Genomic DNA, 24,473 nt, shown 5'->3' with positions numbered 1-24,473 from the left:
TCTTCACTTTTTAGGGTTTGCCGTAAACTTTTTGCATCCTGGCGAGTTCTATAAAAAGAGTGATAATCTGATAATATATATTTAACCCATCTCAACTCAGTTATAGATATGAAACAAATGACATTTGCCGTATTGGCCTGCCTGTTCTTTTCGTTAACCGTAGCTCGTGCCGAAACTTTGCGTGCTGATACCCTCTCTGTTGTTAACCGGAAAGAATTACCCCGTCTGAAATTTAACGGATTCCTGCGTTTTAATTACAACTATTCCGACTGGAAAGAAGGATCGAAGAAGCGTTGGGGCGACTTTGGATACGACCTGTTCAAGCTCGGTGTGAACGGTTCCTGGAAAAAGATCCTATTGGACGTCGACTTCCGTTTCTATGCGAAAGCTTCCGGCGGTGCCATGCTTAAATCCGGATGGATCGGGTATCAGTTCAATGAGAAACAGCAGTTACAGGTCGGACTGACCCGCGTTCCTTTTGGCATACAACCTTACGGGGCACATAATTATTTCTTCCAGATAGCCTATTACCTGGGATTGGAAGACGATTCGGATATGGGTATCAAATATATGTACACAGGAGATAAATGGGAATATGCCCTGGCATTCTTTAAGAATTCGGAAGAAGAATTGTTCGGTTCCGATTCGGAGACAGCGGGCGATCGTTACAGTTATGATGTGGCGGGTCGCAATAAAGAGGTAAACCAGTTCAATGGCCAGGTCTTTTATAACTGGGGGGATGAGGTAAAGCAAAAACTGGGTGTTTCGGCGGAGTTCGGAATGCTCTACAACCTCGATACGGAAAAGAACGGTACGCATTATGCTTTTGCCATCCATCATGAATTGTATTGGCGGGGTCTGAGTGTAAAGACGCAGGTATCGACATACGCCATGCATCCGAAAGATAAGCCGGGCGAAGACCGCGACCTGGTTATCATGACGGCTTTCAATGCACCTTATGAAGTCGCCGCCAAAGCGAATATCTATTCGATCAGTGCCGGTTATAAGATCCCTTTCAGTAAAGGGATTGTGAATAGCATCCAGTTCTATAATGACTTCGGATGGATGCAGAAGTGGAACAAGAGCTTCCACGATAGTTTCCAGAATGTCACCGGATGCCTGGTTACTGCCGGGCCGATTCTAGCCTATATCGATTACGCTCAGGGATTGCACCAACCCTGGTTCGGGCCGGACTGGAATGCATTCGGTGCGGGTACGGGAAGTAATTCGTGGCATGCCCGGTTCAATATCAGTCTGGGATATTATTTCTAGTGAAGAATAGTATGTAGAAAACTTTAGGCAGAATGCCCCGGTCGTCGGTAAGTAGTACTTTACCGATGACCGGGGTTTTTTATTAGCCTCCGTTACAACCTGGGGATTGCCTATATATAATAATGTATAAGGGGTGCCGGAAAAGAGCCAAAAAAACGTAGATTTCTCGATGTACTCAAAACTATGAAAAATGCGTGATTGATTATCAGCTAGTTAAGGGACGGAGAGAAGGGCTTTTTGTCTATATTATTTATGTGCTTAAATTGGCATTAATGTGTTGTATTATATATTAATACGAATGTTACGTAATGACTAGAAAAAACGTTCCTTTTTTCTCGTCAGCAAAAGTACAGATAAGTTTTGAATAGGCAATTCTTTTCCTAAGTTTTTTTGCTTTGTTATGTTCTTTCTTATCAATCGAATAGCAAAGGTAGTACAAAAATAGGGGTTTTCCAAACAAACTCAACGAAGGCGGGAAACAATGACGAGAAAAAAGGAACGTTTTAGCTAGTCAGTGGCTATGATGAACGTTTCCGGTCTAAGGTTAAAAGGCTTTTTAAGTAACACTATTATTAATATTAAATTAAAGATTTATGAACAAAAAGTTATCTCTGATGATGGCTGCTTTTTTGGCAGCCGGCTATTCTGTGACAGCGGAAGCGGGGATCATTAAAGTGACGGGTGCCGTCACTGCCGGTTACAAGTATATTGTAACTACTGATGGTACGAAGACTTTGTCTGCTGCTGAAGGAACATTATCAACTGTTACTACAACTACTGCCACTGGTGAATTTGGCAATGCAATGCTGTGGCAAGTTGTTGATGAAGAATCTGGCGCATTTAAATTGGCAAATGTTGGTTTGGCTGAAGATAACCAGCTTACACAAGCTGATGCTACTGTAGGCTTGGGAGCTTCCGGGGTGGAGTTTGTGACGTTAGGCACTACTTCTGATTTATTGAAAACTGCTGATGGATCTCTCCCTGATTTAAAGCTGGCGGATGGTCCTGCATTTGTAAGTACTGGTAGCGCTGATGCTTACCTTTACATCGCAACGACTCCTGCTTATAGCAAAACAGCTGATGGTAGTTTTGTTTATGTAACAATCGATGGTAAGTATGCGGTTAATACAACCGGGACAACTGTTATTTATCTGGACGGAACAACTATCGCTATGTTGGGCTTGCAGGATAAAGCACAGTTTACGGTGAATGCTGAGGGTCAGATTATGAAAGGCTCTAATGGTATCAGTCAGATTGCTGCTAGTGCTATCACTCTTGCTGGTAGCTCCATTCCCTCTATCGATAAAGATGCAAACAATGCTGCGAATAAAGTTCTTTATTTAACAGCTGATGATGGTACAGCAACTGCTGCTACCGATGCTTCGAAGTTCGCTTTGATAACAACTGCTCCTTCTGTAGCTCCCCAGGTTCCTGCCGGTGCACTGGCATGGACTAACGGAACAACAGGCGTGTTGTATGTTACTCCGGCTGGAGATGCTACTACAGTAAATGCTGTTAAAGCTGACGGAACAGGTGCAGAAGCTGCTGCTACAACAAACACAGCCCTGACAATCAAACTGAATTCAAGTGGTACTTACTCGCTGTTCGACGGTGATGCTCAGGTTGCTTTGAAGGATGAAGCTTCTTTCTCTATTGTAAAGGTAGGAAATGGCTTTATAGCAAAGGCTGCTGATGGTAAAGTGTTGTCTATTACCGGAACTACCCTGTCATGGGAAGCTACAGATGGATCTCTGAGTGCTGAAAAATCCGTAGCCGTTCTTAGCTTCTCAAAAGGTACTCTGCAAGATATCACAGCTGAAAACTTAGCTAAAATTGAAAACGGTGGTATCACATTAGCTGCTTCTTACGATAATGGTAAAACAGATATCAAAGGAAATCCGTTTACTGGCTTCCTGACTGTTGTTGATCTGGGTGGTAATAATTTCAACCTGAAATCAGGCAACAAATTTATCATCGGTAGAAAGGATATGATTGAAGGCGCTGCAACTGTGGCTTGGGGCTTCACTACTGTTGATAAACTTTCAGATATGAAAGATGGCGACTTAGCTGTATTCACGGCACAGACGTATGCAGGCGAAGTAAATCCTTCTGAAGTAGTTTTGACTCTGACTAGTGCAGGAACGGTAGGTTACTACAAAGTGCCGGATGCAGTATATATGGGTGCAGGTGCTACTCCTAAAACTGTTACATTCTCTCTGGGTACAGGTACATTGGCTAAATGGCAGGATGTTCTTCAGAAAGGTAAATTCTTCACGGTAGAAAAGATCAAAGATTATTCAACGGATAATGCAAAAGCAGAAGGTTACCTGGTAGCAACAGGAAAAACAACTACTGACCACGCATACAACAAAACAGTTCGCAACGTATTGGAAGGCGAATGGGCGTTGACATTGAATGCAGATAAATCAAAGTATGTACTTACTAACCGTGAAACTCCGGAAGTTACATTTGAATTTGTTGGTGTAAACGCACTGTATACAACAACTTCTCCGTACACTTACGTAAGCGGTGCAGACAAATACATCATCACTCCGGTTGCCGCTCATGCAGCAACAGACGGTTACAAAACATTGGATCAGCTGGAAATGTCTCGTTTCAACATCGGTTCTTATGCAGGTGTTTACGACAATACGGCTTGGTTTACTGAAAACCACGGTGAAGACAAAGATGCCGGCTACCACGTAATCGGTTTGAACATCGACCAGGAAGAAGGTTTGATCTACGAAGCAATCGCTCACAATCAGAAACGCGATAAAGACCATGCTGTTACCGACTCTATCTATGTAGTTAGCACAATCGGTTATTATGACGCAACTATCAGCAACTACGCAGAAGTGCTCGATACGTTGAAAGTGGTTTCTTACACATTCAAGAACCAGTATAACGAACCGTTGTATGTTAAAGCAGCTGATGCAGACTTCTCTAAGATCACTTATGTATCTTCTGCCAATGCAAATGCAGCAGATCCTACTAAAGCTACTCAGTTCACACTGCGTTTGGATACAGACAATACATTGAACTTACGTCCGGTTGTGTTAGATGCAACAACAGGTTACAACACATTCGATGTTACAAAAGACTTCAACAAAGCCTATGCAGGTTCTTCATTGAACAAAGGTTTGGTTTCTTCTACTGACCTGTATGAAAGAGAAGAAAACGACCGCTTTGTAGTAGCTCCGTTAGCTTATGAAATGTATCGTCGTCTGGACAATGTAAAGGATGCCACTTTGGATACGATCTCTATCTTCCGCGAAGGCAACAACAAGGAAGTATTGTTCGAAAACGGTCAGTTCTTGGGTATGAACAATCAGGTTCAGTTCCCTGCTATCGCCCCCGCAATGGTTGTCGACAGCGCTTATGCTCCTGCTGAAACATATCGTCCTCAGTATATGCTGATGGTTGAACCTAACTACGTACCGGCTGGCACATGGTGTCCGGAACACGGATTCAATCCTGGTTGTTCACACGCTCAACCGATTAAGGCTTACACTGAAGGCCGTTACCTGGTGAACCTGAAAGATACAGCCCGTGCATGGGTAGATGCTAACAAACATGGTGGTATCAATCCGTATACAAACTCTGAAGGTTATGTGAAGTTGGCGTTCGTTCCTGCTAAACATATCGGTGATACATTGATCATCAAGAGTGATAATAAAAAACTGACAGTAAACACTACTGCATTCAACGAAGCTAAATTCGCATTCCGTTATGTAGATGCCGAAGCTAAGTCGTTCGTGATCGAAACAGCTGATTATAACCTGGCAGACGGTAAGATCAAAACAACTCCGGGTTATCTGAAATGGATGAACGGTGTGATCGTAGTTGTCGATAATATTAAGAATGCTGACGTTTACAACATGAACGAAGACGAAAAAGGCAACCCGACAGCAAATGAAGGTATCAACGCTTCTGAAGTATCTGTAATCGCTAAGGAAGGTGAAGTTGTTATCAACGGTGCAGCTGGTAAGAAAGTTACTATCAGCAACGTTCTTGGCCAGACAATTGCCAACACAGTTCTTTCTTCCGATAACGCTACAATCGCTGCTCCTCAGGGTGTAGTTGTAGTAGCCGTAGAAGGTGAAGCTGCTGTAAAAGCAATCGTAAAATAAGAAACTATTTATAATCAATAAATTTAAATTGACTGCGCGGTGATATCGAACTAAGTACCCCGCGATGGGTGAATAAGCAGTCAGTATTAATACTAAAGTAATGAAATAAAGTTCTTCTGTTCGATCTCTGTGAAGAGCAACAACAGACAAAAACAAGCCCCGGGGGATTCGTCTTTCGGGGCTTCGTTGTAGATAAACACTGAATCTGTTGCCATCTTCATTGGCAATGAATATATAATAAATAAACATCAAATGAAAAAAAAGAAGAATCCCCCGCATCCCTTTCACTGGATGCGTTGCATGACGAGATCGAACGGTTGCGTCGTGAGAAAGAAAGCGATAGAGGTCTGTCGCTCCGTAACGAACGAAAGCTGAAAAGCTATAAAAAGCACCTTGCCGAACGCCTGGGGGCTGCGGTGATTTATCCTGAAGATCGCCAGCCGGTACCCGTGCGACGGCATCAGCAGGTGGCTTTCGGCATGAAGCATATCGACCGGATGCTGAAAGGCGGTAACACGGCACATCCCGATGGTCGCCTTCACCATCTGATGTATGCTATTTTCGACTTTAAGGTCGATGCCGCTACCGTGAAACGTTACTATTATATGTCGGAAGATGCAGAAGAATTTGGGAAATAAATGCTCCCTTTTTGCATACCCTAGTTGCACGTGCCCCCTCTTATGTGTGAAGATGTTTTATGAGTGTTACTTGTTGTTTATCAGTTGTATAGATCGCTGGTGAACGATCTCCTAAACAGGCGAAGGACACGAAAGGACAAAAAGGACACCGTCACAATTTTGAGATGAGGGGGTATGCAGTCAGTCTTAAAAGGCTGCATATTATTCGTCTTTCTTCCGGTTTTTGTTGGTAAATATTAGGCATAGTTTATTCGGTTTGTAAATAACTTTCCTAAAGATATATACTACGCAGAATGCCTGGTATTTTCATTCCCGTTTTGAAATTGTGACGGTGTCCTTTTTGTCCTTTTGTGTCCTTCTTGTATCTAATCAGCTGATAAACAGTAGGGTGTTCTATGTCTTGTCGTGCAACAGGGTATAGGGAATAAACAGGTACTCTATAGGGTGCAAACGGATACTCTATAGGGAATATTAAGGTACCCTATAGAGTAAAAATATCACTTTGTCAACGGCTTATTCCCTGATCAGCCGTATCAGCGTTTCATGCATCGCCCCATTGGTGGCAAGCACTTCGTCGCCCGACTGCCAGTTGTCGCCACCGCTGAAGTCGGTCACTTTACCACCTGCCTGCATCAGGATCAGGGCACCGGCGGCAATGTCCCAGGGACCGATATAAGCCTCGATACGGGCTTCGAACCGTCCGGCTGCGATATAGCATACTTCGGCTGCGGCCGCTCCCATCAGACGGGTTCCTCCGGCAAAGCCGTACAGCCTGTCGACGAGGCGGAGGGCTACCGGGCGATAAGCATCCGAGTTGTAAGGAAATCCCAGATCGATAAAAGCTTTGTCGAGGTCGGACACGTCGGATACATGTATCTCTTTACCGTCGAGATAGGCTTTGCTGCCTTTCCAGGCATAGAAACATTCGTCGCGGCAGACTTCATAGACTACGCCGAGCAATAACTCCTCTTTGTTGCGCAGAGCGATGCTGACACAATAAGGGGCAAGATCATGGATATAGTTGGAAGTCCCGTCCAGCGGGTCGACCAGCCAGCAGTAGTTTTCGTCTGTCAGGCTTCCGCTACCCTCTTCGGCGATGAAACCGGCTTCGGGAAGCAGGGCGGAGAGTTGTGCGATCAGCCATTTTTCCGATTCCTTGTCGACATACGATACATAGTTGTGGGCACTTTTTTCTTCTACTCGTGCGCGGTCGAATTTACGTCGTTCCTCTTTCAGGAAAGCCCCGGCTTTCCGGGCTATCTGTTGTACCTGGGTACAAAGTTCTTCTAAGTTCAACATATCTTTATATTCTCTTTTTGGTCTGACAAACATACACATTTTGGAACTAAATAAGATGAGTTGTACTGAATATTAATGAAAAAGATATACTTTTGACAAATTGAAAAACGATCGTCCTATGAGCATCTTTAACTTCCGGAAACGTCCTGCCGCTTATGGCGGTGAGGAGAAGGCAGAGACTTATGATTTCTCTGAGATAGCTGCTTTCTTCCGTTGTGATACCCATAAACAGGCTTTGGGAGTGCTGTCTGAGCAAACATGCTCCGACCTGGGACTGGATGATCTGTTCATGTTTACCGACCGTACCGCCTCTCGGGTGGGACAACAGTACCTTTATAACCTGATGCGTACGATCCCGGAAAAGGATGGGGAGATTAAGGCGAACGAGGCTATCATTGAAAAGCTCTCTGCCGATTCTGAAGAACATGTCTCTGTAGTAAAAGAGCTGCAAATTCTGCAGGCTGTGGAAGCGTATAGTATCGCTCCTTTGTTGCAGACCGAACATCCGCCTGTATCTGCCTGGTGGCAGTTTGTGCTCCGGGTCTGCAGCCTTCTGCCGGCGTTTTTCCTTTTGTTGTTTCTGTTTTATAAGCTGGTACCGGCGTTGCTGCTGTTGTTTGCCGCCCTTTTGGTGAATGGAGGGCTCCATTACCGGAACAAACATAACGGACTCGGCTATCTGGTATCGATGCCCCAGCTGATAAAGATGCTGGACGCAGCAGGAAAACTGGCTGTCGATCCGTTGTTATCGGCGATAAGCAGGAATGTGCCTGGGGCACTGGCTTCGCTGGAGACGTTGAGGCGGTCGAGTAAATCCCTGCGGATAGAGTCGAGGCTGGATAACGACCTGGCTGTGATCCTGTGGTCTATCACGGAGATGATAAAGATATTCTTTCTGATAGAACCTTTGGCATATAATAAGATGGTCCGTTTGCTGAAAGATAAAAATGCGGCCATCGAGACCGTATTCCGTTTTGTCGGGTTGACCGACAGCCTTTCGTCGGTGGCTTTTCTTCGCAAAGGGCTTCCTTATTATTGCCTGCCGGGACAACCGGACGTTGAGGTGCGCATGGAAGCAGACGAGATGTATCATCCGCTGGTGGAAAATTGTGTTTCGAATACCATCAGCATAAAAGGACGTTCCATCCTGTTTACCGGTTCGAATATGTCGGGCAAGACAACCTTTATCCGGACTTTAGGCGTGAATATTCTTGCGGCACAGACATTGAATACAGCTTTTGCCCGGCAGATGCAGCTACAGATGCCCGTTATGATACATGCCGCCCTGATGTTATCCGACAGCCTGTCCGATGGCAAGAGCTTTTATATGAAGGAGGTGGAATCGATCCGTGACATGCTTTCTTACAGTCAAAGCGAGCACACCAACCTCTTCCTGCTGGATGAGATATTTAAAGGGACGAACACGACTGAACGGATAGCGGCAGCTAAGGCTGTGCTGTCATTCCTGAATACTTCCCGCAATATCGTGGTGGTCTCCACCCACGATACCGAACTGGGTACATTCCTTGCAAATGAATACGACTTGTACCATTTTTGCGAGACAATATCCGAAGGGATGCTTTCGTTCGATTATAAGCTAAAATCCGGAAATTTATACCAGCGAAATGCGATACGGATCTTGGAGATCAATGACTATCCGGCTTCATTGATCGAGGATGCTTACTCCGTTATCCGGCAGATAGAAGGTTAAGCTTTTTATTCTTGAATTTCTTTTCTATATTTGTTAAAGAATTTTCAAACAAAACAGGGTATTTAACCGTTATGATTATAAAAAAGAATACACAAATATAACAAATGAGGATTTGGTTGAAACGAATAGGGATCGTATGCCTGATACCGGTGGTATTGGTTTTGTTGGTCTCTGTACTTTTATACATACCGCCTGTTCAGAACTTTGCCGTGAAAAAAGCGGCCTACTATGCCGGTAAAGCTACCGGGATGCAGATAGGGATAGAACGGATACGCCTTTCTTTCCCATTGAACCTGACGGTTCGCGGTGTAGAGGTATTGACTACCCCTGCCGATACGCTTTTGACATTGAAAAGCCTGACCGTAAATGTGCGGGCGCTGCCTTTGCTGAAAAAGGAAGTGCTGGTAGACGCGATCGATCTGGAAGGCGTGAAAGTAAATACGGGTACCTTTATCGAAGGCATGGAGATAAAAGGGGTACTCGGGCGCTTGTATGCCAAAGCCGACCGTATTAACCTGTCGAAGGAGAAGGTGACACTTAATACGATCGACCTGTCGGATACGGCAATCACTTTGTTGCTGAACGATACGACGACAAAGGCGGATACGACCTCTGCCGCCGTCAATTGGATTTTGAGCCTGCAAAAGATCAATCTCGACCGCGTAGCGTTTGCCATGCAGATGCCTGCGGATTCGTTGCGTCTGTCAACCTATATCGATAAGGCGAGTCTGAAAGACGGTATCGTCGACCTGGGAGCTTCGCATTACGGGGCGGACCTGTTCACGCTGACCGGTTCCACCCTCGGATACGATGCCGACTATCAGGATCCGGTTGCCGGTTTCGATCCTTCACATATCGCTTTAAGCAACGTCACGATCTCGCTCGATTCGCTTTTCTACGGCGGACGGGATATCAAGGCGCGTATCCGCGAACTGTCTGCCGAGGACCGTTCGGGACTGACTATTTCGTCGCTGACCGGTAGTCTCCATAGCGATAGCACGAATATCAATGTTCCGCAGCTTTTGTTGAAAACCCCGTCGTCGGAAGTTCGCTTGCTGGCGATGGTTCCCTGGAGCTCTTTCGATGCGGATCCGGAAGGGAACATGCGGGTATTGCTGACCGCTTCGGTGGGAAAAGAAGACGTTATGACCTTTGCCGGTGAACTGCCCGTCGATTTTCAGAAAGCCTATCCGCAGAAACCGCTATCGTTGACGGCAGGTGTGGAAGGAAACTTATCTTCTATGCTTCTCCGTCAGTTGAAGGGCGAATTGCCGGGTACTTTCCGGATGGATGTTTCCGGTACGATGAAGTCGCTTACCGACAATATCCGCCGTTCGGGAAAACTGAACCTGAAAGCGGAGACGGGAAACCTGGAGTTCCTTTTGAGTATGCTTCCGGTTGCCGAACGCCACCGGTATAATATCCCTTCCGGTATGACGCTGACCGGTGAGGCTGCCTTGAAGAATAATGAGTACCAGGCAGACCTCCTGTTGCGGGAGGATAAAGGGAAGGTGCTGCTGACCGCCAGCTTTGATCCGGGCAAGGAGGCCTACAAAGCCGACTTGAAAGTCGATAGCTTGGAGCCGGTCCATTTTATGCCGCTCGATTCGCTGTATTATCTGACCGCTTCCATACAGGCGGAAGGAAAGGGTTTCGATCCCTTCAAGAGTTCTTCGTGGGCGAAGCTGGACGGGAAACTGACGGATATCCGCTACGGAAATTATAATGTATCCGATGTGACGATGGACGGTTCGCTGGAAAAGAATTTCCTGAAGTTCGACCTGTTGAGTAAATACCCGCTGGCGGAAATGGACCTGACACTGAATGCCACGTTGTTGAAGAAAGAGATCCAGGCGATGGTGATTGCCGATGTCACGAATTTAGACCTCTACGGCATGCATCTTATGAATGATTCGCTGGCTACCTCTTTCCAGCTTTTTGCGGAGGCGGAAACGGATATGGGGAAGAACAACCTGGTCGATGTCACGTTGGGAAACTGGGAACTGATCACCACCACAGGCACGTATAAGCCGAAAACGCTTACCCTGCATGCCCAGAGCACGAAGGATACCACCCGTGTCTCCTTTCATGCGGGCGACCTGGGGATCGTGCTGACTGGTAACTCCGACCTGGAAACGATGACCGGCAAGTTCAACAAGATTTCCGAGGGGCTGAACAAACAGCTTGAAAAAGATTCAATGATCAATATCCCTGCTTTCAAACCGTTGTTGCCGGATATGCATCTGGCGGTGTCGGCGGGAAAGGATAATCCGATCTATAATATATTGCAGCAGGCGAACATCTCGTTCAATAACCTGAGCCTGGAAGCTTTTACCTCTCCTGAAGAGGGTTTCCGGCTGGATGCGGGCGTTTATAATCTGATGCAGGACACGACACGGATCGATACGATCAGTTTTGCCATCCGTCAGGACTCACTCGGTCTGCTGTATGATGCCGGGGTGATCAAGACGAAATTCCGCCAGCAGGCTCCTTTCACAGCCGGAGTCAAGGGGAAAATACGGAATACGTTTGCCGATGCCGAAGTGCTGTACACAGATGGAAGAGGGGATACGGGTATTCTGCTCGGATTGCGTGCCGACAAGGTGGAGGAGGGGATCAACCTGCATCTCTTCCCGGACAATCCGATCCTGGCTTTCCGTCCTTTCAAACTGAATCCGGATAATTATATTCTTTATAAGAATGAGAAAGATATTGCTGCCAACGTTCGCCTGTCGGGCGATGAGAATGCCTCTTTGTGGATCCATTCGCTGCCCGAAAAGGATAAGATGGAGGAACTGCATCTCGAATTGAGCCAGATCAACCTGGACGTTATCTCGAAAGCATTTATGGAGATACCGGCCATGCAGGGGATACTGAGTGCGGATATGCAGTACGCGCCGTCGGACAGTTCATTCCTGGTGGTGGTCGATGCGAATATCGACAATCTGATCTACGAAGGCGGACGGGTAGGGGAACTGATGTTCAGTACCGTTTATCTCCCGCTGGCGGATAATAAGCATCAGGTCGATATGCACTTCTTTCGCGATCAGAACGAAGTGATGTCGGCGACTGCCCTTTATAAGATGGGGAAAGAAGATCATTTGGACGGAACGCTCGACGTGACGCATCTGCCGCTGGATATGGTGAACCCGTTTATCCCCGATAATATGGCATCATTGAACGGTGTACTGGAAGGAAATATGACGATAAAGGGCAGCAGTAAGGCGCCCGAAGTGAACGGATATATCGAGATGGATTCGACCTCGATGTTCGTGACCGCCGTGGGAACCAGTTTCCGGGTGGATGATAAGCAGATCGTGGTGAAGGACAACAAGATCCTGTTCGACGAATACCATATCCATGCCGCGGGAAAGAACCCGTTTGTGATAGACGGTACGGTCGATTTCCGGAATCCGTCACGGATGATGGCAGACTTGAAACTGACCGCTGACCATATGCAGTTGCTCGATGTGAAACGGAATAAGGAAAGTATGGTGTATGGCAAGTTGCTCGTCAACCTGGCATCGACGGTGAAAGGTCCGCTCGATGCGCTGATGATGCGTGGCAGCCTGCAACTGTTGGGCGGAACGAACGTGACTTATGTCATGAAGGATTCTCCGCTGACTGTGCAGGACCGCCTTTCCGACCTGGTGACTTTCACCTCTTTTGAAGATACACTGGTGAACCGCCGCCGGCAGGAAGCTCCGTTACCTTTGGGCGGTCTGGATATGTTGCTGACGATACGCATCGACCAGTCCGTACGGCTGAATGCGGATATCACTCCTGACCGCTCCAGCAAAGTGGAACTCGAAGGTGGGGGCGACCTCTCTTTCCAGTATACCCCGCAGGGTGATATGATCCTGAACGGACGTTATACGCTTTCGGGCGGTATTGTGAAATATGCTTTGCCGATCATCCCGTTGAAGGAATTTAATATACAGGACGGCAGTTATGTGCAATGGAGCGGCGATCCGATGGACCCGTATTTGGATCTGACGGCTACCGAACGCATCCGTACTAATGTAACCCAGGATGGTAGCGGTTCGCGTATGGTGAACTTCGATGTGGGTATTGCCCTGAAGCAACAACTGGAGAATTTGGGCTTGCAGTTTGTCTTGACGGCTCCCGAAGATCAGTCCATGCAGACGAGTCTGAACAGTATGGGTGAGGATGAACGGACGAAACTGGCTGTCGGTATGATTATTACCGGAATGTATTTGGCAAACAGCAGCGGTGGAAAGCAGAACTTGAATATGGGGGCCGCCCTGAACAGTTTCCTGAACAGCGAGATCAGTAATATTGCCGGAAGTGCCCTGAAGACGGTCGATATCTCCTTCGGTATGGATAGCTACGACGAGAATGGCGACGGAACAGGCGGACAGCGGACCGATTATAATTTCAGCTTTGCCAAACGTTTTTGGAACGACCGTATCCGTATCGTGCTGGGCGGCCGTATCTCGACCGGCGAAAATGCAAGCAACAGCAACCAGACACAGGCATTTATCGACAATGTTTCGATCGAGTACCGTTTGGATGCCAGCGGAACGCGCTATGTGAAGTTGTTCCACGACAAGAACTACGAAAGTCTGTTGGAAGGGGAGATCACGGAGACAGGTGTCGGTATCGTCCTGCGCCGCAAGATGCTTCATATGCGGGAGTTGTTCAACTTTAAGAAGAATAAACCTAAACCGGTTTATGAGGAGGAATGATGAAAAAGAAAGATATACTATATAGATTGTTGGAAGTTACCATTTGTTCCCGTAACAAACAGTATTCATTTCCCCTCTTGAGAGGGGGTAGGGGGTGTGTCATCTTCTCCCTTCTCTTGTTCTTATTAGCCTCCTGCTCAACTACCAAAAACCTCCCCGAGGGTGAAGTCCTTTATACCGGAATCAAAAAGATCGACGTTACCCACGACGATCAGACGACCGCCGGCGAGGATGCCCTTGCTGAAGTGGAGGGCGCTCTTGCCTACCCTCCCAACAATGCCCTGTTGGGAAGTTCGTCCATCCGCGTGCCGTTCCCTTTCGGCCTGTGGGTCTATAACGCTTTTGTCAATAGGAAAGGAAAGGTCGGAAAATGGATTTTCGACAAGCTGGCAGCCAAGCCGGTATTCATCTCGACGGTGAATCCCGACGTGCGTATCAAAGTGGCGCAGAACCTGCTGAAAGAATACGGCTACTTCAACGGTACGACTTCTTTCCAGGTGGATACCAACCCGAAGAATGCAAAGAAAGCCAAACTGGTCTACCAGGTGGAGATGAACCAGCCTTATACCTATGACAGTATCCGTTATGTCAGGATGCGTCATAAGATGGATACGCTGGTACAAAATACGATAGGCGACCGCCTGCTCCGTGATGGGGATAACTTCAACGTAACGAATTTGGAAGCCGAGCGGCAGCGTATCACCTCTCTGCTGCGTAACAACGGATTCTATTATTTCCGTCCCGAGTTCATCACTTACCAGGCGGATACGATCATGAACCCCGGTAAAGTGGCACTCCGTGTCATGACGAAGCCGGGTCTGCCGCGTGCGGCTCTCCGTCCGTGGACGATCGGTGATATTTCCGTCTGGCTGAACGGCTATAATAACGAGCCGCCGACCGATTCGATCCGTTATAAAGATATGACGGTCTATTACGAAGGCAAACTGCGTGTCCGCCCGTCGGTACTTTACAACCGCCTGCGTTTCCATTCCGGCGACCTCTATTCGCAGGAGAGTCAGCAGCGGACGCAGACCAGTTATTCGCGTCTCGGCATTTTCCGGTATTCCGAAATGCAATATACCCCGCGCGATACGGCTCGTCGCCAGGATACCCTCGACCTGAAGATCAACACCGTTTACGACCTGCCGCTCGATGGCGAGCTGGAAGTGAACGTGACATCGAAAAGTAACGACCAGCTAGGTCCGGGAGCTATCTTCAGTGTGACCAAGCGAAACGTGTTCGGTGGAGGTGAGACCTTCGGCGTACGTTTGCGCGGTTCCTATGAATGGCAGACCGGTAAGCGGGTGGACGGTGCCAAATCGGCTATCAATAGCTGGGAGATGGGATTGAGCGGGACGCTGACATTCCCGCAGTTGTTGTTCCCCGGAATGATGAAAAAGGATGGCTTGTATCCTTCGAGTACCTCGTTCCGCCTGTATGTCGACCAATTGAACCGGGCGCGTTTCTTTAAGATGCTGGCCTTTGGTGGGAATGCTTCGTACGATTACCAGTCGTCTGCCACCAGCCACCATTCGATCACGCCGTTCAAGCTGACATACAATCTGCTCCAGTCGACGACGCATGAGTTTGACAGTATAACGCAATATAACCGTGCCCTGAAGCTGAGTTTGGAGAATCAGTTCGTACCAGCAATGGGGTATACCTATACCTACGATGATGCCCCGATCACTTCCAAGCGGAATCATACCTGGCTGCAGCTGTCCGTTTCACAGGCGGGTAACTTGTTGGCTGCCGGTTATGCTATTGCCGGACAGAAATTCAATGAGGAAGGAAAGCATTTGTTGGGGAATAAATTCGCCCAGTTCGTGAAAGGAACGGCGGAGGTCCGTTACAATTATAAGATCGGTCATAACCAGCACCTGGTCGGCCGTATGATGGCGGGAGCTATCTATAGTTACGGAAATGCCCGCATATCTCCTTACAACGAGCAGTTCTATATTGGTGGGGCGAACAGCCTGCGTGCTTTCACGATCCGTTCGATTGGTCCGGGCCGCTATCGTCCGGAGGAAAAGAATGCATACAGTTATTTGGATCAGACCGGCGACCTGAAGTTCGAAGCCAATCTCGAATACCGTTTCCCGATCCTGGGCGACCTGCACGGGGCGGCTTTTATCGATACCGGTAATATCTGGCTGATCCGTAACGACGATCAACGTCCCGGCGGTCAGTTGAAATGGGGCCGTTTCCTGAAAGACCTGGCACTCGATGCCGGTGTCGGTTTGCGTTACGACCTGACCTTTATCGTTATCCGTCTGGATATGGGTATCCCTCTGCATGTCCCTTACGAAACGGATAAAAACGGTTATTTCAATGTTCCCAAATATACTCCGGGCTGGCACCTGGCAATCGGGTATCCGTTCTAACAGTTGACAGGTGACAGTTGATAGTTGACAAGTGACAATTTTAGCTTCGAAATAAATCGGCTGAAAGCCGAAATAACTGTCAACTGTCACCTGTCACCTAAAATGGCAGGTCGTCGATCGGATTAGCCGGACCGAAATCAGGAGCAGCCGGTGCTGTCGGTGCAGAAGCCGGTGCAAAATTATCCGGAGTCATAGCACCCGGTGCAGACTGAGGAGCCATCGTCATCGGACGGTCTACCTTCCATGCGTTGATATTTGTGAACCAACGTCCCTGATATTCACGGCTATCTATATCGAATGATACGGTCAATTCTTCTCCGGGTTGTATCGCTGCCTGTTCGATGCGGTCGGCACCGAAGATCTGGAAGCAAACTTTCTTAGGGTATTGGTCATGTGTTTCTAATACGTACTCCTGTTTTTTCCACTCGTTTCCGTTTTTACTTGTGCCGCCCTGTACTGGCAGTACGGCAATAATCTTTCCCGTAATTTCCATATTTATTGTTCTATTAAATTGTCGGCGAAGGTACACTTTTCCGGCGTAACCTGCTAATTGTTTGGCTTAGATTTTCTCTTCCTGGGGGATTTCGGAAGGGTCGAGGGCATCGAACGCGGCTTTCATCGACAATAGCTCTTCCTTTATTTGTTTCAGTTTATTGACGATCTCTTCCTGCCGGATCGTTGTCTCCCTGTTATCTTTCAGTTTTTGCCGGGCACCCGCCAGCGTCATGCCCCGTTCCTTGACCAGATGGAAGATCAGACGTACCGCGTCGATATCTTCCTGCTTGTAGAAACGGGTGCCTTTGGCCGTCTTGCGCGGGCGGATAATATCGAATTCTTTCTCCCAGAAGCGCAGGGTCGATTCGTTCACGTCGAACATCTGTGCCACCTCGCTGATGGAGAAATACAGCTTCAGATTTTTATCTTTATTTAATGCCATCGTCTTAAAGATGTTTAATCCATTACCTGTCCATGGTTTTCTGCGATTTGGATCATACGGTCGTATTCTTCCGGAGTAAGATCCATATAGTAATATCTGGACGGGTTATCATGTTTGCCACGTACTATCACTTCGTAATGCAGGTGTGGACCGGTTGATTTTCCGGTGTTTCCGACTTCGCCGATCACTTCTCCGCGCGTCACCTTCTGGCCGACACGTTTTTTGAATTTGCTCATGTGTCCGTAAAGAGTCTGGAATCCGTAGCCGTGATCGATCATCAGACAGTTTCCGTATCCTTGTTTCCAGGCAGCAAAAGTAACCACGCCGTCACCGGTTGCATAAATCTCCGTTCCGACTTTGGCAGAGAAGTCCATCCCCGAGTGGAAACGGGGGGTACGGTAGATCGGGTCGATACGCACTCCGTAACCGGAAGCCGTACGGCGCAGGTCCTTATTGGATATGGGCTGTATGGCAGGTATACACCGGCTGCGTTCTTCCTGGTTCTTTCCCAGCTTGATCAGTTCCTCCAGGGAGTTGGACTGTATATATAGCTGCTTGGACAGCATATCCATCTTCTGTGCGGTAGAGACTACCAGTTCCGGGTTGGGCAGGCTCATCAGATGTTCGTAACGGTTGGTTCCTCCGAAACCGGACTTGCGCACCGATTCCGGAATGGATTCCGCCTGGAAGATCGCGCGATACAGATTTTCATCGCGTTGCTGGATGTCGTCCAGTACATCCAGGGCATTCGTCAGACGCAGGGAGAGTACTTCGTATTGGGTTTGCAGCAGTTTGTTCTCTTTCTTCAGCAGTGATTCGACCGGCGAGTCGATCGTGTACATCAGGATAAAAAAGACACCGATACCGATTGCCGCACCGATACTCAAATGACGGAGCACAATGAAGAAACGGTCTTTGGCGGAGGGGTAAACGCGCTCATAACTGAGCGTGTTCGGGTTATATAAGTAATATGTTTTTCTTGTTTTAAACAGTTTCATTGAATATTTTATTGCTTGGATACGTGCAAAAATAATAATTTGCAGTACTTTTGCAAATTGTTTTTCAGAATATTAACGAGAACTATATAAATAGATTATGTTGACAGCAAAAGAAATCCGTGAATCGTTTAAAGAGTTCTTCGCTTCCAAGCAGCACCAGATTGTACCGTCTGCTCCAATGGTAGTGAAGGGTGACCCGACATTGATGTTCACCAATGCGGGCATGAACCAGTTTAAAGATATAATCCTGGGAAATGTACCTATTAAGTATTCTCGCGTCGCGGACTCGCAGAAATGTCTTCGTGTAAGCGGAAAGCATAACGACCTGGAAGAGGTAGGACACGATACCTATCATCACACCATGTTTGAGATGTTGGGAAACTGGTCGTTTGGTGATTATTTCAAGAAGGAAGCGATCGGATGGGCATGGGAATATCTGGTAGATGTTCTGAAGTTGGACCCGAAACGTTTGTATGCAACCGTATTTGAAGGAAGTCCCGCCGAAGGTTTGTCGCGTGACGATGAAGCTGCCGGATACTGGGAGCAGTTCCTGCCGAAAGATCATATCATCAACGGTAATAAACATGATAATTTCTGGGAAATGGGTGATACCGGTCCTTGCGGTCCCTGCTCTGAAATCCATATAGACCTCCGTTCGGACGAAGAACGTGCTGCCAAGAGCGGTGCCGAAATGGTCAATAAAGATCATCCGCAGGTGATCGAAATCTGGAACCTGGTGTTCATGCAGTTCAACCGTAAAGCGGACGGTTCGCTGGAACCGCTGCCTGCCAAGGTGATCGATACCGGTATGGGATTCGAACGTCTGTGTATGTCCCTGCAGGGCAAGACTTCCAACTATGATACCGATGTCTTCCAGCCGATTATCCAGGTCATTGCCGGAAAGACCGGAACAAAATATGGCGAGAACAGACAACAGGATATCGCTATGCGTGTGATTGCCGACCATATCCGTACGATCGCATTCTCTATCACAGACGGTCAGTTACCGTCGAATGCCAAAGCCGGTTATGTGATCCGTCGTATCCTGCGCCGTGCCGTTCGTTACGGTTATACCTTCCTCGGACGTCGCGAAGCATTTATGTACAGCTTGCTGCCTGTCCTGATCGAAACGATGGGAGATGCTTATCCTGAACTGGTTGCCCAAAAGACGCTGATCGAGAAAGTGATCAAGGAAGAAGAAGAATCATTCCTGCGCACCCTGGAAACAGGTATCCGTCTGCTGGATAAGAAAATGGAAGAAACAAAGGCTGCCGGTAAAACCGTTATCAGCGGTGTGGATGCCTTTACATTATATGATACTTACGGATTCCCGTTGGACCTGACTGAACTGATCCTGCGTGAAAACGGTATGGAGGTAAATATCGAAGAGTTCAATGCCGAAATGCAGAAACAGAAAGAACGTGCCCGCAATGCTGCCGCTATCGAGACAGGCGACTGGGTGGTTCTGAAAGAAGGCGAAGCCAAGTTCGTCGGTTACGACCTGTTCGAATGTGAAGCCGAGATCCTGCGTTACCGTAAGATCAAACAGAAGAATAAAGAACTTTTCCAGATCGTCCTGGACCAGACTCCGTTCTATGCAGAGATGGGCGGACAGGTCGGTGATACCGGATGGTTGATCGCTGACGATGAGAAACTGGATGTAATAGATACCAAGCGTGAAAACAACCTGCCGGTACATTTCGTCACTCGCTTGCCGAAAGATGTAACGGTTACTTTCACTGCTAAGATCAACGAAAAGAAACGTATCCAGTGTGAATGCAATCACTCGGCTACCCACTTGTTGCACGAAGCATTGCGCGAGGTGCTGGGCACACATGTCGAGCAGAAAGGTTCGTATGTTTCTCCTGAAGCATTGCGTTTCGACTTCTCTCATTTCCAGAAAGTGACAGACGAAGAGATCCGCCAGGTTGAAAAGCTGGTGAGTGAAAAGATCCGTGCCAACTTCCCGCTGGAAGAACACCGCAATATGCCGATCGCACAGGCACAAGCCCTGGGTGCTATGGCTCTGTTCGGAGAAAAGTATGGCGAAGAAGTACGTGTGGTTAAATACGGTTCTTCTATCGAGTTGTGCGGTGGTACGCATATCCCGGCAACCGGTATGATCGGTTCCTTGCGTGTAGTGGCAGAAAGTTCCATTGCAGCAGGTGTTCGCCGTATCGAAGCGGTGACGGCCGAAGGTGCAGAGAACTATACATTCATGTTACAGGATTCAATGCGTGAACTGCGTGCTTTATTTAATAATGTACCTAACCTGGCGCAGACGATCCGCAAATCTATCGAAGAAAATGCGGAACTGAAAAAACAGGTGGGCGATTATGTGAAGGAAAAAGTCGCTACGTTGAAGAAAGAACTGATTGCGAAAGCGGTAGAACGTCACGGAGTGAAAGTGGTTGTCTACCGTGGCGAAGCCAATGTGGATGCGATCAAGGACCTGGCATTCCAGATCAAGGGCGAAAGCAATACGGATGAAAAAGTATGCTTCGTAGCCGGAATTAAGGACGGTGCCAAATGTGCTTTGATGGTTATGTTGAGCGAACCGCTCGTAGCCGATGGCCTGGATGCAAGCAAGTTAGTGAAAGATGCTGCCAAACTGATCCAGGGTGGCGGTGGCGGCCAGGCTCACTTCGCAACTGCCGGAGGTAAAAATTCGGATGGTCTGGCTCAGGCTGTCGACCGGATACTGGAAGCGGCTGATTTGAAGTAAGAAGATAATACATACATATCTTATCCGGGGTGGTTCCTTTCCAAAAGGGATCACCCTTTTTTACAGGCAAACTCGTCCGCGGCTTCTCTTTTCCAATTATCCTATGGGCACATTCTTTAATTGGCGCATTATTTATATCTTTGTATTCATACTTTTAAAACAGCGGATATATGGAAACGATGCCGATCAGAAAATTCCCTATCGGGGTACAGGACTTCACCTCTTTGCGTGAAGCTGATTTCTTATACGTGGATAAAACAGCGTTGGTGTACCGTCTGGCGGTTACCGGGGCACAGATATTTCTGAGCCGTCCGCGTCGTTTCGGTAAAAGCTTGCTGCTTTCTACCCTCGAAGCCTATTTCCTCGGTCGAAAAGAGGTGTTCAAAGGACTGGCCATGGAACGGCTCGAAAAGGACTGGACGGAATATCCGGTGTTGTTGTTGAGTCTCAATGCTCAGTTTTATGAAGATAGACGAAGCCTGGAACAGGTCTTTGAAGGTCATTTTATCGAGTGGGAAAAACTGTATGGTGCCACTGATAAAGAGCTGGGGTATGCCGGACGTTTTATGCAGATTATCCGGCAGGCGAACGAAAAGACCGGACAGAAAGTAGTCGTTCTTATCGACGAATACGATAAACCTTTGCTCCGTAGCCTGACCGACGACAGCCTGCACCGTCTTTACCGCGAGATGCTGACCGGTTTCTATACCGTATTGAAAGATGCCGACCGTTACCTGCGTTTTGTTTTCATCACCGGCGTGACCAAGTTCTCGCAACTGGATGTATTTGGTAATCTCAATCAGCTGAAAGATATCAGTATGGTTCCCGAATATGCTTTGATCTGTGGTCTTACCCACGAAGAGATCGAGCAGAACTTCCAACCCGACCTAGCCGCATTGGGAGAAATGAATGGGTTGACCTATGAGCAGACAATGAATGAACTGACTCGTCGGTACGACGGGTATTATTTTTCCGAGTTTCAGAGTGAAGGTCTTTACAACCCCTTCAGCCTACTGAATGCACTCGATCAAAAACAGTTTGAGAATTTCTGGTTTGCCACCGGTACCCCTACTTCGCTGGTGGAGATGCTGAAGAAAACCGACTACGACCTGCGCCAACTGGACGGAATGGAAGTATCTACCGCCATGCTGACCGACTACCGGATGGACTTCAAAAACCCGATACCGGTAATTTATCAGAGCGGTTATCTGACAATAAAAGGATATGATGCTGATTTGAATTACTATATATTGGGCTACCCAAACGCCGAAGTGAAATATGGCTGGTTGAACTTTATCGCTCCGTTCTATACTCCCGTATCGAGTTTGGAAACGCCTTTCTACATCGGTAAGTTCACAAGAGAACTACGTGATGGAGATGTTGAAGCCTTTATGACCCGTTTGCGTGCTTTCTTTGCAGGCGTACCTTATGAATTGAACGATCAGACGGAACGGCATTATCAAGTGATTTTCTATCTTGTGTTCAAATTGTTGGGACAGTTTGTCGAAACGGAGGTGCGCAGCGCTTTCGGGCGTGCCGATGCGGTGGTTAAAACGGCTGACCGTATTTACGTATTTGAATTTAAGCTGAACGGCTCTTTAGCTGAAGCCCTCAGTCAGATTGACGATAAGGGGTATCTGATTCCTTATACTGCCGATGGTCGCCAATTGGTGAAAGTGGGTGCTTCTTTCGATCCTGCTACCCGTAATATCGGAGAATGGAAAGCGGTTGTCTGCTGAAATTGCCAAATCCTGCATCGTTCGATTTTCTTCTTATTATATATAGGCTGTCGTGGTTCGCGATGGCCTTTTTTATTCTCCGAAAAGGGCTGAATAAGGCCTTTTAACATTTACTTTCTCGAAGCCGAAATCCTACGTATTGATTATTAAGCTTTCTGCAAAAGTTAAAAACCCTAGAATCCAGGGAGGTGAAATGGCGTAAAATGAGGTATAATGGATTGTGAAGTAGTTTATTACGAAATGGTCGAAATGACTAATTTTAACGTTCCTTTAAATTCGTCAGCAAAGTTACTGCATTTTTCCAAACCGCCAATACTTTCCCAAATAATTTTCCTTTTCCTATATCCTTTCTTATCAACCGAATAGCAAAGTTTGTACGAAATAGCCACTTCAACTCACGAATCCCCAAAAAATGACGAGAAAAAAGGAACGTTTAAATTAGTCATTCACTCTCGGAGACGTTCCTGATCTAAGGTTAAAAGGCTTTTAAGTAACACTATTATTAATATTAAATTAAAGATTTATGAACAAAAAGTTTTCTACGCTTGTAGCAACGTTACTGCTTAGTGGTGCGTTGATCTCTGTGAATGCTACGGATGTGAAGACATTAGCTGATTTCAAAGCTGATGCGAAAACTCATCAGGTAGCTAATATTGGAGATAACAAGATTGTTTTTCTGGCTGATATAGCTTTGGATGAAACAACTCCTTATTTATTAATTGATCAGAACAATCTGGTTATTGATGGTAATGACAAAACATTTACTGGCCATTTGGTTATTACTGGAGAGAATGTGACAGTAAAGAATTTGACAATCGTACACAATGGTGGTGGTGAAACTTTCACTAAGTCTGCTATTTCAGTATTTGCTTCTTCTGTGGCTATTACAGGAAATACTATTAAATGTAAAGGAACAGAAACTTATTTAGCCAATGGTATCATTCTTTTTCCAACAAAAACAAAAGTTAATTATTTGGTACAGGGAAATACCATAGAGAATGCAAGTAATGTAGTTGATAAATGGCAATCATTTGGTATTAAAGTTGCAGAAAATGGACAATCGACATCATCATTAGAAGGTTTCACATCTTCTGAAGCAATAGAGGATTTTGACGTGACAACCATCAGCAATAACACTTATGTAAATTGTGCTATTGATTACTTATATAAAAATGATGGAGTGAATACTGACAAAGGAAGTAGCTCTTATAAGGCTGCTCAGGTAACACCGATTAAGAATAAGGAAGGTGAATACCTTAACAAGTCTTATATTAAATCTATTGTTACTAGTGCTACTGAAACTTCAAATATGGTTTTCAATGGATCAAGTACTGATTTGAAGAAGGCTTTGGAAGGTGAGACTGTTGCTTCTGCAAATGTTGCTATTGTTTGTTCTGATGTAAATGTACTTTATGGCGATGCAGAAAATCCTGACAACGGGAAAACTAGTGTTATAAATAATATTTCTCCTGCGGTGAAATCGATAGATAACTATCAGTTGATTACTAATCCGGGGACTACAAGCGAATATGCCATGATTATCCTTACGAATAATAACGGTAAGGCCAATTGGATTATATCTGCAGATGGGGATGGAAAAGCAGTTGTTGCAGACTTGGCTACTGTGAACTTGGTAGATTGTGCAACACAACCGGCTTATTTGTGGAAGATGACTTCTGGTAAGGATGCGGATGGGTCAGTTTGGTATAAATTTGAAAACCAGGAAGGTACTAAGTTGGTATCTACAGTAGCAGCTGGTAGCGGTACTGGTCAAAACGGTATCTTCAATCCGGAAAAGAATATCCCTTATAGCGAAAATGGTGTTTACTTCAAGGTAGATGGCAATAATTTAAATACAGCCAACAATACATACAGCTGGGGGCTTTATACTGCTGGTTACAACAAATTATCTGTTGAAGATCTGAAATGGT

14 protein-coding genes are annotated in these 24,473 nt (G+C 46.7%); 9 read left to right on the top strand and 5 right to left on the bottom strand.

Going from position 1 to position 24,473, the window contains the following annotated elements; genetic code table 11:
• Window positions 1-108 precede the first annotated feature (108 nt).
• Window positions 109-1,272 carry a hypothetical protein gene (locus DXD68_RS07920; RefSeq protein ID WP_233577049.1) on the top strand — a complete coding sequence of 388 codons (1,164 nt, stop codon included), beginning with the start codon at window positions 109-111 and terminating at the stop codon, window positions 1,270-1,272.
• Window positions 1,273-1,865: 593 nt separating this feature from the next.
• Window positions 1,866-5,402, top strand: coding sequence for a DUF6383 domain-containing protein (locus DXD68_RS24265; RefSeq protein WP_199715592.1), 3,537 nt, complete (start codon window positions 1,866-1,868; stop codon window positions 5,400-5,402).
• A 92-nt stretch (window positions 5,403-5,494) separates the two neighbouring features.
• Here DXD68_RS24265 and DXD68_RS24650 read toward each other — a convergent pair whose 3' ends face one another.
• The gene (locus DXD68_RS24650) at window positions 5,495-5,617 is read right to left on the bottom strand and encodes a hypothetical protein (protein WP_255419278.1); all 123 of its coding nucleotides are present in this window, start codon (window positions 5,615-5,617) and stop codon (window positions 5,495-5,497) included.
• 81 nt (window positions 5,618-5,698) lie between these two features.
• Between DXD68_RS24650 and DXD68_RS07910 the strand changes: the two genes are divergently transcribed.
• On the top strand, window positions 5,699-6,040 hold the full coding sequence (locus DXD68_RS07910; protein WP_122361121.1) for a hypothetical protein: 342 nt from the start codon (window positions 5,699-5,701) through the stop codon (window positions 6,038-6,040).
• A gap of 513 nt (window positions 6,041-6,553) precedes the next feature.
• On the opposite strand, the gene DXD68_RS07905 is transcribed toward DXD68_RS07910, so the two are convergent.
• Entirely contained in the window at window positions 6,554-7,339 is a 786-nt protein-coding gene (locus DXD68_RS07905; RefSeq protein ID WP_122361120.1) for an inositol monophosphatase family protein, read from the bottom strand.
• Between the two features lie 118 nt (window positions 7,340-7,457).
• Here DXD68_RS07905 and DXD68_RS07900 point away from each other — a divergent pair, with 118 nt between their 5' ends.
• The 3 genes from DXD68_RS07900 (at window position 7,458) to DXD68_RS07890 (ending at window position 16,143) form a co-directional block, all read left to right on the top strand.
• On the top strand, window positions 7,458-9,050 hold the full coding sequence (locus tag DXD68_RS07900) for a MutS-related protein (protein WP_122361119.1): 1,593 nt from the start codon (window positions 7,458-7,460) through the stop codon (window positions 9,048-9,050).
• Between the two features lie 104 nt (window positions 9,051-9,154).
• The gene (locus tag DXD68_RS07895) at window positions 9,155-13,759 is read left to right on the top strand and encodes a translocation/assembly module TamB domain-containing protein (protein WP_122361118.1); all 4,605 of its coding nucleotides are present in this window, start codon (window positions 9,155-9,157) and stop codon (window positions 13,757-13,759) included.
• A complete protein-coding gene (locus tag DXD68_RS07890) occupies window positions 13,759-16,143 on the top strand; it encodes a BamA/TamA family outer membrane protein (protein WP_122361443.1) in 2,385 nt (794 codons plus the stop codon). The genes DXD68_RS07895 and DXD68_RS07890 overlap by 1 nt, the downstream gene beginning before the upstream one ends.
• 97 nt (window positions 16,144-16,240) lie before the next feature.
• Here DXD68_RS07890 and DXD68_RS07885 read toward each other — a convergent pair whose 3' ends face one another.
• From DXD68_RS07885 to DXD68_RS07875, 3 genes are all read right to left on the bottom strand, one after another.
• Window positions 16,241-16,636: a DUF3127 domain-containing protein gene (locus DXD68_RS07885; protein ID WP_122361117.1), complete on the bottom strand. Its 396-nt coding sequence runs from the start codon at window positions 16,634-16,636 to the stop codon at window positions 16,241-16,243.
• A gap of 66 nt (window positions 16,637-16,702) precedes the next feature.
• Window positions 16,703-17,080 carry a MerR family transcriptional regulator gene (locus DXD68_RS07880; protein WP_122361116.1) on the bottom strand — a complete coding sequence of 126 codons (378 nt, stop codon included), beginning with the start codon at window positions 17,078-17,080 and terminating at the stop codon, window positions 16,703-16,705.
• A 14-nt stretch (window positions 17,081-17,094) separates the two neighbouring features.
• The gene (locus DXD68_RS07875) at window positions 17,095-18,078 is read right to left on the bottom strand and encodes a M23 family metallopeptidase (protein WP_122361115.1); all 984 of its coding nucleotides are present in this window, start codon (window positions 18,076-18,078) and stop codon (window positions 17,095-17,097) included.
• A gap of 97 nt (window positions 18,079-18,175) precedes the next feature.
• Here DXD68_RS07875 and alaS point away from each other — a divergent pair, with 97 nt between their 5' ends.
• The 3 genes from alaS to DXD68_RS07860 form a co-directional block, all read left to right on the top strand.
• Window positions 18,176-20,803 carry an alanine--tRNA ligase gene (gene alaS / locus DXD68_RS07870; RefSeq protein WP_122361114.1) on the top strand — a complete coding sequence of 876 codons (2,628 nt, stop codon included), beginning with the start codon at window positions 18,176-18,178 and terminating at the stop codon, window positions 20,801-20,803.
• A 170-nt stretch (window positions 20,804-20,973) separates the two neighbouring features.
• Window positions 20,974-22,542, top strand: coding sequence for an ATP-binding protein (locus tag DXD68_RS07865; protein WP_122361113.1), 1,569 nt, complete (start codon window positions 20,974-20,976; stop codon window positions 22,540-22,542).
• A 523-nt stretch (window positions 22,543-23,065) separates the two neighbouring features.
• Window positions 23,066-24,473, top strand: a 1,408-nt coding sequence (locus tag DXD68_RS07860; RefSeq protein ID WP_147382984.1) for a hypothetical protein, incomplete at its 3' end; no start/stop codon positions are given.

Origin of the sequence: Parabacteroides sp. TM07-1AC, from assembly GCF_003480915.1 — a bacterium.
Lineage (GTDB): Bacteria > Bacteroidota > Bacteroidia > Bacteroidales > Tannerellaceae > Parabacteroides > Parabacteroides chongii.
This window is presented reverse-complemented; position numbering and strand designations above follow the sequence as displayed.